This window comes from Bradyrhizobium sp. Gha (assembly GCF_900113735.1).
Lineage (GTDB): Bacteria > Pseudomonadota > Alphaproteobacteria > Rhizobiales > Xanthobacteraceae > Bradyrhizobium.
In genome coordinates this window covers 39714-52538 of record NZ_FOQM01000038.1, presented here as the reverse complement: position 1 = coordinate 52538, position 12825 = coordinate 39714, and the positions used below count along the sequence as shown (strand labels likewise).

The 12825-nt window shown below is 64.2% G+C and carries 7 protein-coding genes; 1 reads left to right on the top strand and 6 read right to left on the bottom strand.

Going from position 1 to position 12825, the window contains the following annotated elements; translation table 11 throughout:
• Window positions 1–104: 104 nt before the first annotated feature.
• Entirely contained in the window at window positions 105–269 is a 165-nt protein-coding gene (locus tag BM222_RS32280; protein WP_092237569.1) for a DUF3309 family protein, read from the bottom strand.
• Window positions 270–450: 181 nt separating this feature from the next.
• Between BM222_RS32280 and BM222_RS32275 the strand changes: the two genes are divergently transcribed.
• Complete coding sequence (locus BM222_RS32275) at window positions 451–768, top strand: polyhydroxyalkanoic acid system family protein (protein ID WP_092237566.1); 318 nt, start codon at window positions 451–453, stop codon at window positions 766–768.
• A 3-nt stretch (window positions 769–771) separates the two neighbouring features.
• Here BM222_RS32275 and treY read toward each other — a convergent pair whose 3' ends face one another.
• From treY to treS, 5 genes are read right to left on the bottom strand one after another with little or no spacing between them, the layout of a single operon-like run.
• The gene (treY, locus tag BM222_RS32270) at window positions 772–3555 is read right to left on the bottom strand and encodes a malto-oligosyltrehalose synthase (protein WP_092237562.1); all 2784 of its coding nucleotides are present in this window, start codon (window positions 3553–3555) and stop codon (window positions 772–774) included.
• Window position 3556: 1 nt separating this feature from the next.
• A complete protein-coding gene (gene treZ / locus BM222_RS32265; RefSeq protein ID WP_092237559.1) occupies window positions 3557–5314 on the bottom strand; it encodes a malto-oligosyltrehalose trehalohydrolase in 1758 nt (585 codons plus the stop codon).
• Window positions 5311–7389, bottom strand: a complete 2079-nt coding sequence (glgX, locus tag BM222_RS32260) for a glycogen debranching protein GlgX (protein WP_092237556.1) — start codon at window positions 7387–7389, stop codon at window positions 5311–5313. Before glgX ends, treZ begins: the two co-directional genes overlap by 4 nt.
• A gap of 3 nt (window positions 7390–7392) precedes the next feature.
• The gene (gene glgB, locus BM222_RS32255) at window positions 7393–9540 is read right to left on the bottom strand and encodes a 1,4-alpha-glucan branching protein GlgB (RefSeq protein WP_092237553.1); all 2148 of its coding nucleotides are present in this window, start codon (window positions 9538–9540) and stop codon (window positions 7393–7395) included.
• Window positions 9533–12823, bottom strand: a complete 3291-nt coding sequence (gene treS, locus BM222_RS32250; protein WP_092237550.1) for a maltose alpha-D-glucosyltransferase — start codon at window positions 12821–12823, stop codon at window positions 9533–9535. Before treS ends, glgB begins: the two co-directional genes overlap by 8 nt.
• Between the last annotated feature and the right edge of the window lie 2 nt (window positions 12824–12825).

The following is a 12825-nucleotide window of genomic DNA, read 5'->3' as shown; positions in this document are numbered from 1 at the left end:
AAACTGTCATTCCGGGCTGCGCCGAGCGCAAACCCGGAAATCCAGAGATTTGTGGCGCGAGATTCCGGGTTCGCGCTTGTGCGCGCCCCGGAATGACGGTTTGGCTAGATTCGCCCCATCAGCAGCAGGATCAGCAGAATGATGATGAGGAGCCCAAGGCCGCCGCCGCCGTAATAGCCGGTGCCGTAGAACGGGCCGCCACCGATGCCACTGAAGCCGCCGAGCAGCGCGATGACCAAAATGATCAGAATGATTGTACCGATAGACATGCGAATCTCCTCCAGCCCTTTGTTGAAAGGGTCGTTGCATCTGTCCGATATGCGGAGGGCAACTTGCCGCAGGTTCTAAAGTTCCGATTTTGAAACGGAACGACGGGTTCAACTTGAATGGAACCTTTGACCGTCCGGCCGACATGACTATGTGAGGATCAGTCACCGCAGGGCAGAGGCCATGTCAGCACCACTTGTCGTCTCCATTCCGCATCGTCTCGGCAGGGAGGAGGCGGTGCGCCGGCTCAAGACCGGGCTCGGTCGTGCCGCGGCCAGCATTCCCGTGATGCAGGTCGAGGAGGAGCGCTGGAACGGCGACACCATGAATTTTCGCATCCGCGCCCTCGGGCAGATCGCGAGCGGGCAGGTTGATGTCACCGACGACCATGTCGCGGTGCAGGTCGTGTTGCCGTGGCTGCTGCAGCGCTTTGCCGAGATGGCGCAGGCGACCATCCGCAAGCGCGGACAGTTGCTGCTGACCAAGGACGACGGGAAGTGAGGGTCAGGCGGGGGCGCGCTGGCGGGGCGATTTGGCCTGGCTTTTGGTGCGGGCTTCGATGACGCCCGCGGGTAGATCACGAAAAACCTGAGCCACCGGCAATTCGTTGCCGGCAAGGCCCGGCGCCTGGTAACCGCTGACGTCGACAGTCGCGTCGAAGCCGTCAAACACAGGCCATTCCCGACCTGCTTGCGTAAAGGGCGCGAACTGACGCCCGACCACGACGATCGCCGCATCGCGGCCATGCTGGCGGGCGAAGGCGATGACATGGCCGGCGTGGGCGCCACGCACCTGCAGCGGCTGGTAGTCGCCTTGCGCGAAGACGTCGGCGCATGCGTTGCGCAGCCTGAGCAGGTGCCGTGTCCAGGCCAGCTTGAGCTCGCCATCCGGCCAGCTCTTGATCAATCCATTCCAGTCCGGCGCGTCCAGCGACGTCAGGGCGGTGCTGCGCGCGACAAAATCCACGGGGCGGCGATTGTCGGGATCAACCAGCGAGAGGTCCCAATATTCGGTGCCCTGGTAAAAATCGGGAACGCCGGGAAGCGTCGCCTTCAGCGTGAGCTGGCTCAGCGAGTTCAGCGCGCCGAGCTGTGCGACGCGGCGGCCCAGCGTCTGCAGCGCCTCCAGGAATTCACCTGACCGCGCCGGATCGAGAATCTTCTCGATGAAGCTTTTCACCCCGTTCTCATACGCCTCATGCGGATTGAGCCAGCTCGTCTCCTCCTTGCCCTCGCGCGCCGCCTTGAGCGCATAGGCCTGGATTCGCTCGACGAAGCCCGCATTCGGCCCTTGCAGCGGCCAGGCGCCGAGCAGGGTCTGGTAGAGCATGTATTCGAACGTCGCCGACGGCGCGCGCAGATCGCCGTTGAGGACAAGGTGCGACGCGTTCAGCACCTTCCATCGCGCCGCCGCGCTGGTCCATTCGCCGGGAATTTCGCTGAGCGCCGCGATGCGCGCACGCGCATCCTCGCCGCGCTTGGTATCGTGGGTCGCGGTCGCCGTCATCCCTTGCGGCCATTCCTTGGCGCGGACGCGCATCGCCGCGTGGAAGGCGGGAATAGCGAGGCCCTTGCTGGCAGGATCGCCGCCGACCTCGTTCAGCGCCAGCAGCCGGTGGAACTGGTAGAATGCGGTGTCCTCCAGCGACTTCGCCATGACAGGCCCGGTGAACTGCTGCACCTTCAGCGCAAAGCGACGCACGCGGGGAGCGCTGTGCGGCGGGCGGCCGGGCTTGAGCAGGTCCATGGTCAGGGCATCATGCAGGAACTCGAAGATGCCTTCATCGGCGGCGAACCACTCCGCCCGGGCGCGTTCGATGGTGTCATCGATCAGTTTTCGGTCGAGCACCGTCGGGCCGCTGTGCGTCAGATAGGTGCGATAAACAGGAAAATGCAGCACGTACAATTCGAGTGCCTGCCGCAAACTGTCGGCGGAGAAGTCGCGGGTCGAATAATGGCCGTTGGCGATCCGGGCGAGCAGGCGTGTCAGCACGGTGAATTCGCTGGTGAGCAGCGTCTCCAGCACGCGCCGCTTGGCCTCCTTGACGTAGGGTCCGAGCCGCGGCGAGCGGTTGCTGATCTGCCGCCAGGTCTCGTCCAGCGCCTCCAGCCCCTTCGCATCCACCAGCACCTGGGTGATGGCATTCATCCACTCGTATCCGGTGGTGCCCTGGACGCCGGCGAAGTGCGGCAGTTTTTCGTGCTCGCACAGGATTTTTTCGATCACCGTGTAGAATGGCTTGGTATTGCCTTGCGCATCGCGCACCAGCCGGCGCAATCGTTGGCAATATTGAGCGGGATCGCGCAGGCCATCGATGTGATCGAGGCGAATGCCCTGCAGCTTTCCCTCAGCGACGAGCTGTTTCACCAGCCGGTGCGTGGCGGCAAACGTGCTCGCGTCCTCGACGCGCAGGCCTGCGAGCCCGTTGACGTCGAAGAAGCGCCGATAGTTGATGTCGCTGGAGGCGAGCCGCCAATGGCCGAGCTTGTAATGCTGCCGCTCGAGCAGATGATGCAGCGCCAGCGTCTGCGCCGGGCGATCCTTGGCCGCACGATACGCCGCAAGGCCGTGGGTGATGATGTCGGCGCTGCCAGCGATCTCCTTCAGTTCCGCCTTGAAGGCGGGCGCCTCCTTGCGATTGGGACGGCGCAAGCCCGTGTAGCGTGCGGCGAGCGAGAGCAGGCGTTTGCCGGCGACGGTATCGGCAGCGTCCGCTTCCTTCACGATCATCCGCAAGATCTCGCCATAGCGCTCCGGCGCGATCGGCAGGCGGTGCTCGAAATACCAGGCCGAAAGGCTGCCCTCATCCGGATCGTAGCGTAGCTCGATCTCGCCGCGCTCGAGTGCCTCGCCGTAAGACGAGCCGAGGATCGGCAGCAGCACGCCGCCGCGGGCACGGAAGGCCAGCTGATCCCAGTCGATATCGAACGAGACCGCATGGGGCGAGGCCTGGCCCCATTCCAGCACGTCCAACCACCAGGGATTGTCGGCAAAGTGCACGCCGACATGGTTCGGCACGAAATCGATGATGAGGCCGAGGTCGTGCTGGGTCAGCGCCTCGCTCAGCCGTGCAAAGCCGGCCTCGCCGCCGAGCTCGGGATTGAACTGGCTGTGATCGACGGTGTCGTAGCCGTGAGTCGAGCCCTTGCGGGCCTTCATCACTGGCGAGGCATAGAGATGCGTGATCCCCAGCGCCTTCAGGTAAGGCACCACCGCGGCGGCCTTGTCGAAGTCGAACTCCGCAGTCAGCTGGAGCCGGTAAGTTGCGAGCGGAATCTCGGAAGGCATCTCAACCTCCGAGATGCCAGACCACCGACCAGGGCGGAAGCCGGTCACCGGTCGCGCCGCCCCAGATCGGCGTGCCGGCATTGTCGTTGGAAAGCGCGATAGGCTTGTCCGACAGATTTGCGGTGAGCCGCAGCGTCGTGCCATCGCCCATCCGCCAATGGGCGGTGAGGAGGCCGCTGTCTGCGGCCTCGGCAGCACCGAAGCTCGCCCCCTTCAGCCGCGGCATGATTTCCTTGCGGCGAACTGCGAGCAGGTCGCGCACCCGTGCGAGCCGCGCGTCCTGTTCCACCGTGTGGCCGGTCCAATCAAGCACAGCCGATTGCGGTGTGGCCGGATCGAGCGGGTCGGGCACTTCCTCGCCGTATTTCTCATAGGCCCAGGCATATTCCTGCTTGCGCCCCTTGCGCACGGCATCCGCGAGGCCGCCCTGGAAATCGCAGAAGAACGGGAAGGGCACCTTGGAACCCCATTCCTCGCCCTGAAACAGCATCGGCACCATCGGTGCGAGCAGCGTCACCGCGAGCGCGGTGTCGATTTGCTCGGGCGAGGCCAGGCTCTCCAGCCGATCGCCGAACGGGCGGTTGCCGATCTGGTCGTGGTTTTGCAGGAAGTTGACGAAGGTTGCCGGCGGCAGATCGCCGCTCGGCTCGCCGCGCGGCTTCTTGCCCCAGAATTCGGAGATCTCGCCCTGATAAACGAAGCCGGACGCGAGCGCGCGCGCCAGATCCATGCGCGGCGTCTGGTAGTCGGCATAGTAGCCGTCGTGCTCGCCGGTCAGCATGACGTGCCAAACGTGATGATAGTCGTCGTTCCACTGCGCGCGATATTTACCGTTCGGCGGCTCCTGCGCGGCATCGAGCAGGCTGGCGCGGTTGTCGCCATTCTCCAGCACGAGATGGATGTGGCGACCGGTGGCCTTGGCGAGCTCGCCGGCGGCGACGCTGAGGTCCTGCAGCATCGACGACTGCTCGCCGGGGACCGCCATGATGTGGTTGGCGGCATCGAGCCTCAGCCCATCGAAGCGGTAGTCGGTCAGCCAGGACAGCGCATTCTCGACCGCAAAGGCCCGGACCTGCGGCACGCGATAATCGATGATGCTACCCCACGGCGTGTGCGCGTCGGTGAAGAAATCAGGCGCGTAGCGGCCGAGATAATTCCCTTCGGGGCCGAAATGATTATAGACGACATCGAGGAGGACCATCAGCCCGCGCAGATGGGCTTCGTCGATCAGCGACTTCAGGTCTTCGGGGCGGCCGTAGGCGCTGTCGGGCGCGTACCAGAGCACTCCGTCATAGCCCCAGCCGCGACGCCCGGCGAAGTCGGCGAGCGGCATCAGCTCCAGCGCCGTGATGCCGGTCCTCACGAGATGATCGAGCTTGTCGATCATGGCGCGATAGGTGCCATCGCGCGTGAAGGTGCCGACATGGGCCTCGATCAGCACCGTCTCTTCCCAGGGGCGACCGCGCCAATCCGTCGCGCGCCACGCAAAGGCGTCGTGGTCGATCACCTCGCTCGGGCCGGAGACGTCCTCGGGCTGGAAGGCGGAGGCCGGATCCGGCACATCGATCTCGTCGTCGATCCTGAACTTGTAGGAGCTGCCAGCAGAAAGGCCCGCAATGTCGGCGACATACCAGCCATCCTGCCGGCGCTGCATGGCATGTCGCCCCTCGAGCAGCAGATCGACGCGACGCGCGCCGGGCGCCCACAAACGGAACGACACGCCGTCCTTGGTCGGCTTCGCCCCGAAGGATGGCCTCATAGCGCCCCCGTAAAGGCGAGCACGGAACGCGGCGGCGCCTTGCTGTCGCTCCCGGGCAGGAAGTCAGTGCTGTTCAGCTTGGCATCCGTCGTGTTCAGGATTTGCTGCCAGCTCTTGTATTCGGGCATCTTTGGCAATTTGAATGCGATCTCTTCGGGGGCGGCGTTCAGTACGATAAAGATCGCCGCGCTGCCCGGTTCCACGGGTCCGACCACATAAGAAAGGAAGCGCCCATCCGGGAAGGTCCAGTCGCTCTCCGTCATCTCGTTGCCTTCAGGCGTCAGCCATAAAGCACCGTAGGAGATGCCATCCTTCGGCCGACCGTCGAGCCAGCGATGGCTGCGAAGCTGGGAGAAGCGGCCGCGGATGCCGGTGAGATGGGCGACGAAATCGATCATGTCGTCGCCGTCCTTGCCGAGATTGTCCCAGCCGACCCAGCCGATCTCGTTGTCCTGACAATAGGCATTGTTGTTGCCGGATTGCGTGTTTCCGACCTCGTCGCCGGCGAGGATCAGCGGGATGCCCTGCGCCAGCATCAGGCAGGCCAGCACGTTCTTGCGCAGCTGCCGCCGCAGCGCGAGGATGGCGGGATCGTCGGTCGGGCCCTCCACGCCGCAATTGTTGCTGTGGTTGTCGTTGGAGCCGTCGCGATTGTCCTCGCCATTGGCCTCGTTGTGCTTCTCGTTGTAGCTGAAGAGGTCGGCGAGTGTGAAACCGTCATGCACGGTGATGTGGTTGATGCTGGCGCGCGGCCGCCGACCGTCGTGGTTGAACAGGTCGGAGGACGCCGTCATGCGGCTGGAGATATCGCCGATCAGGCTGCCTTCGCCGCTCCAGTAGCGGCGCATCGCGCTGCGATAGCGATCATTCCATTCCGACCATTGCGACGGGAATGCGCCGACCTGATAGCCGCCGAGGCCGAGGTCCCATGGTTCTGCGACGAGCTTGACCGTGGCGAGCACCGGGTCCTGCCGGATCGCGGTCAGGAACGCGATGCCGCGATCATATCCGTTGGGCCCGCGCGCAAGCGTGGTGGCGAGGTCGAAGCGGAAGCCGTCGACGTGGCAGACCTCGACCCAGTAGCGAAGCGAATCCATCACCATCTGCAGCACGCGCGGATGGGTGAGGTTCACGGACGACCCGCAGCCGGTGAAGTCGTCGTAATAGCGCGGGTTCTCGCGGCTCAGCCAGTAATAGGAGGCGTTGTCGATACCACGATAGCACAGCGTCGGCCCCAGGTGATTGCCCTCGGCGGTGTGGTTATAGACGACGTCGAGCATGACCTCGATGCCGGCATCGTGCAGCCGCGCCACCGTGGTGCGGAAGGAATCGAGCGCGTTGTCCTGGGCGTAGCGCTGCTCCGGCGCGAAGAAGGACAACGTGTTGTAGCCCCAGTAATTGGCGAGCTTCTTCTCGACCAGGATGCGATCGTCGACGAAGCTGTGGATCGGCAGCAGCTCGATCGTGGTGACGCCGAGCTTCTTCAGGTGCTCGATCATCGCCGGCGACGACAACCCGCCATAAGTGCCGCGCAGATTCGGCGGCACGTCGTCGCGCTTCTGCGTCAGGCCCTTGACGTGGGCTTCGTAGATGATCGTGTCTTCCCAGGCGACGTTGGGCCGGATCTCGCGCCGGCCCCAGTTGAATGTCTCGTCGACCACGACCGCCTTGGGCATGCCGCGCGCATTGTCGCGCCGGTCGAACGACAGGTCCTCCCGCGCCGAGCCGGTCCGATAGGCGAAATGCGCATCGCTCCAGACCAGGCGTCCGGCAAGCCGCTTGGCGTAGGGGTCGAGCAGCAGCTTGTTGGCGTTGAAGCGGTGGCCGTGCTCCGGCTCGTAGGGGCCGTGCACGCGGTAGCCGTAGAGCTGTCCCGGCGAGACGTCGTTGAGATAGCCGTGCCAGACGTCCTCGGTTCTTTCAGGCAGCTCGATGCGTTCGAGCTCGCGGCGCCCCTGCGTGTCGAACAGGCACAGCTCGACCTTCTGTGCATTGGCGGAGAACAACGCGAAATTGGTGCCGCGTCCGTCCCAGCTTGCACCGAGGCGTGCGGGCGATCCAGCAGTCAGGCGCATCGGTCAGCTTTCCGGAACGAGGAAGATCGCGGCGAGCGGCGGAATGGTGAGGCGGAGCTCGGGCGCCTTGCCTTCAATGGTTTGCACCTCGCCGATGTTCCCGACATTTGTTCCGCCGTAATGGGCGGAGTCCGAATTGAACACTTCCTTCCACTTGCCGGCGAAGGGTACCGGGACGCGATAGTTGCGATAAACGTTGGGCGAGAAGTTGGTGACCACGAGACATCGCGCGTGCTCGTCAAAGCCCTTGCGCAGCCAGGCAAAGACGTTGCGGTTGGCATCATCGGTGATCAGCCATTCGAAGCCGGCATGGTCGCAATCCATCTGGTGCAGCGCCGGCACCGCGCGGTAGAGCCGGTTGAGGTCGCGGATCAGGGATTGGATGCCGGAATGGTACTTGTATTCGAGCAGGTGCCAGTCGAGTGACTGGTCGTGATTCCACTCCCGGCTCTGAGCGATCTCGCCGCCCATGAAAAGCAGCTTCTTGCCGGGATGGCCGAACATGAAGCTGTAATAGGCGCGCAAATTGGCGAAGCGCTGCCATTCGTCGCCGGGCATGCGGCCGAGCAGCGAGCGCTTGCCGTGCACCACCTCGTCATGCGACAGCGGCAAGATGAAGTTTTCAGAGAACGCGTAGTGCAGGCCGAACAGGATCTCGCCGTGATGATGCTTGCGGTGGATGGGATCCTTGCTGATGTAATTCAACGTGTCGTGCATCCAGCCCATGTTCCACTTGTAGCCGAAGCCGAGCCCGCCGAATTCGACCGGGCGCGAGACCTGCGGCCACGCCGTGGATTCTTCCGCCGCCGTGGTCGCCTGCGGAAAGCGCGCGAACAGCTCGGTGTTGAAGCGGCGCAGGAAGTTGATCGCCTCGATGTTCTCGCGGCCGCCATACTGGTTCGGAATCCAGGCGCCGGGCGGGCGACTGTAGTCGAGATAGAGCATGGATGCGACCGCATCGACGCGCAGGCCGTCGATGGCGTAACGCTCCAGCCAGAACAGCGCGTTCGAGACCAGGAAATTCGTCACTTCGGTGCGGCCGTAATTGTAGATCAGCGTGCCCCAGTCGAGGTGGCGGCCCTGCAGGGGATTGGCGTGCTCGTAGAGCGACGTGCCGTCGAAGCTGCCGAGCCCATGCGGATCGTCAGGGAAGTGACCAGGCACCCAGTCGAGCAGCACGCCGATGCCCTCGCGGTGGCAGGCATCGATCAGCGCGGCGAAATCCTCCGGCGTGCCGAAGCGGCTGGTCGGCGCATAGAGGCCGGTCGGCTGATAGCCCCAGGAGCCGTCGAACGGATGCTCGCTCACGGGCAGGAATTCGAGGTGGGTAAAGCCCATGTCGCGGGCATAGGCCGGAAGCTCCTCGGCGAGCTCGCGATAGGTCAGCCATTCATTGCCGTCCTTGCGCCGCCATGAGCCGAGATGAACCTCGTAGATCGACATCGGCGCCGACAGCGCATTGATGCCATCAGGCGCCGGGCGCGGCCGCGGCAAATGCGCCTCGTCGAACACGATGGAAGCCGTCTTCGGCCGCAGCTCGCTCGCGAATGCCATGGGATCGGATTTCAGCGGCAGCAGATGGCCATGCGGGCCAATGATCTCGAACTTGTAGTGATCGCCGGGCTTGGCGTGCGGAATGAACAATTCCCAATAACCGGCGCCGCGCACCCGCATCGGATGGCGCCGGCCGTCCCAGAAGTTGAAATCGCCGACCACCGAGACGCGCCGCGCGTTCGGCGCCAGCACGACGAAGCCGATGCCGTCGATGCCTTGCAGCCGCATTGGATGCGCGCCGAGCTTGTCGTAAAGGCGCTGGTGCGTGCCTTCGCCGAGCAAATAGAGGTCGAAATCGCTCAGGATCGGCGGAAAGCGGTAGGCGTCCTCGAATTCGACGACGTTGTCGCCGAATTTGGCGCGGAGCTGGTAGTGCTTGGAGCCATTGGGCAGCGGGCCGATGAACAGACCGGACGCGTGGACGCGATCGAGCTTTGCGACCTCGCCATGCTCGCCGACCGCTTCGACATTGGAAGCCTCGGGCAGGAAGGCCCGTACCACGCTCTTGTCGCCCTCCGGATGCATCCCGAGATAGTGGAAGGGGTCGGAATGGCGGCCCTCGATGATCGCGTAGGCCTCGGCTGGCAGTTTAGGCATGGGCTTCGCTCTCATTGGACAAAATGCGAAGCAGCCCGGCCAGCGCCCCATTGAGCCCCTCCGGCCGGTGGGACAGCTCGTACTCTACTTCGACGAACGCTTGATCAAGCAGGAAATACCTTAACATGTTTTCCGCAGCGTGCCTCTGTTGCGGCCAGATCCGCGGATCGGTCATGGCCTCGCGATAGGCGGTCAAGAAGGTCGAGGTGGCATGTTCGCGCCATTCGCCGAGCGCGGCGGCAAGCCGGCCCTGTTCGTCACTGGCCCCCGACAGGGCGCGGTGAAGCGCCGCGTTAACCGAAAGATCAATTGAGCGGACCAGGCCGGCGACGTCGCGCGCCGCAGGCAGCTTGCGGCGCCTGTCGGCCAACGTAAGATGCGGATCGCCGTCGAAATCGATGATGAAGATGTCGTCCTTCACGATCAGAGTTTGCCCGAGCCGGAAGTCGCCATGATGACGGATGTTCAACCCGCCGATGCCGGATGGCAAGAGCGCGTTGATATGGTCCGGCACGGTCGCGCGCGCCGCCACCAGCCGGTCGATCAGGGGCCGGTCGCCCTCGCGCAGGCCGTCCCTGATGTCGGCAAGGCGCTCGAACACCCGCTCGGCGCGTCCCTTGAGGTCGGATGTCCAACGCTTGACATCCTCAGGGCCGATCGCTTCCGGGGCGAGGTCGGTCGTCTTGGCGGTCGCGAGCGCCATGTGCAGTTCGGCGAGACGCCGGCCGATTTGCGCCATGAAGTGCAGATAGGGCGCCTGCTCCTGGGTCACCCGGGGCATCTCGCCGACCGGCCCTAACCGCTGCTCATCGATGTAGCGGTCCAGATAGCCCGTGGTCACCGCCCATCCATCGCCCTGGTTCTCGACATAGGCGTGCAGAACGCCGATCGCGCTGTGGCTACCGCCTTCGACCAGCTCGACGCTGCCGAGCAGCGCCGGCGCGTTGGCAAAGCGGGCGACTTCAGTGAGGTAGTGACCGATCTCGATCTCGGGATTGATGCCGCTCTCGAGCCGGCGATGGATCTTGGCCACATACTGATTGTCGACCAGCGCTGTGCTGTTCGACTGCTCGACGGCGCGGATGCGCGCGGGCTCCTTGATGATGTATTCGGCGAACCGGCTGGTGGCCTTGAACTCGAGCCGCAGATTGTTCTCGTCCACCACCAGGTTCTGCGACAAGCCTCGCAGGAACAGCCCAATGAAGATCTGGTCGGTCGCGACGTCGAGCAGCGTGCCTTCGCGCGCACCCTGGCGCACGGCGGCGAGCGCCTTCGGGTTGAAGCGCTCGCGGTCGAACCGCACCCACTCGATCTGCATGGGCAGCACGTAGCGCGTCGTGACCTCGTCCTGCGCCGTCTCGAAGAACGCGATCCAGGGCCTGTTGTCGCCGATGTCGCTGAACGGCACCGCCGAGGTCAGCGTTGCCTTGATGTGCTTGGGATCGTGCTCGGGATACCAGCGTGTCCGCGACAGGAAACCCGGCAGAACGTCACGCTCGAACACGCCGCGCTCGCGGGCGAGCGACACCCAGTTCGAGTTGACGGGTACCACGAGGGTTTCGAACTCCGGCACCGCGCGCGGCACCACCGGCTCGGACTTGTCACGCTCCTGGAGTTGGAACCAGTAGAAGCCGTAGGGCCCCAGCGTGATCATGTAAGGCGGCTCCCCGATCGCCGGGAAGCGGGTGCGGCCGAGCATCTCCTGCGGGATGCGATCTTTCCACGGCGACAGGTCGAGCTCGGTGGCTTGCGCCGCGCGCGACAGATTGGCGACGCAGAGGATCACCTCGTCGCCATATTGCCGGACATAGGCCAGCACGGCGCGGTTGGCCGGGCGGATGAAGGTCATGGTGCCGCGGCCGAAGGCGAGCGTCGACTTGCGCACGGAAATCAGCCGCTTGGTGGCGCTGAGCAGCGACGACAGACTGCGTGACTGCGCCTCCACGTTGACCGAATCGTAGCCGTAGACCGGGTCCATGATCGGCGGCGCATACAGGCGGGCCGGATCGGCGCGGGAGAATCCGCCGTTGCGGTCCGGGCTCCACTGCATCGGCGTGCGCACGCCGTTGCGATCGCCGAGATAGATGTTGTCGCCCATCCCGATCTCGTCGCCGTAATAGATGATCGGCGTGCCGGGAAATGACAGCAGCAGCGAATTCATCAGCTCGATCTTGCGGCGGTCGTTGTCCATCAGCGGCGCAAGCCGACGGCGGATGCCGACATTGATGCGGGCGCGGGGATCGTTGGCGTAGGTGGTCCAGAGATAGTCGCGCTCGACGTCGGTGACCATCTCCAGCGTCAGCTCGTCATGATTGCGCAGGAACAGCGCCCACTGGCAGCTCGCGGGAATGTCCGGCGTCTGACGCAGGATGTCGGTGATCGGGAAGCGGTCCTCCTGCGCGATCGCCATGTAGATGCGCGGCATCAGTGGGAAGTGGTAGGCCATCTGGCATTCGTCGCCGCGGCCGAAATATTCCTGCACGTCTTCGGGCCATTGATTGGCCTCGGCCAGCAACAGCTTGCCCTTGGAATAGGCGTCGAGTTCCTGGCGCAGGCGCTTGATGATCGCGTGCGTCTCGGGCAGGTTCTCGTTGGAGGTGCCCTCGCGCTCGCAGAGATAGGGAATGGCGTCCAGGCGGAAGCCGTCGACGCCGGCGTCGAGCCAGCGCTTCATCACCTGGATGATGGCGCTGACGACGCGGGGATTGTCGAAATTGAGATCGGGCTGGTGCGAGAAGAAGCGGTGCCAGTAGAACGCGCCGGCCTCGGGATCCCAGGTCCAGTTCGACTTTTCGGTGTCGGTGAAGATGATCCGCGTGCCCTGGTATTTCTGGTCGGTGTCGCTCCAGACGTACCAGTTGCGGGCGCTCGAGCCTGCGGGGCTGCGGCGCGCGCGCTTGAACCAATCATGCTGGTCGGAGGTGTGGTTGATGACGAGCTCGGTGATGACGCGCAGCCCGCGCTTCTGCGCTTCCTGGATGAAGCGCTTGAAATCCTTCATCGTCCCGAAATCGGGATTGATGGAGCCGTAGTCGCCGATGTCGTAGCCGTCGTCGCGGCCGGGTGAGGGGTAGAATGGCAGCAGCCACAGCGCGGTGACGCCGAGGTCCTGCAGATAGGGCAGCTTCTCGGTCAACCCGACGAAATCGCCGATGCCGTCATTGTTGCTATCGGCAAAGGCCTTGACGTGGAGCTGATAGATGATCGCGTCCTTGTACCACAGCTCATCCACGACCTCGGCGGCCGCGGCTTTCTGGGTGTCGACGGAAGACAGTACATTCATGG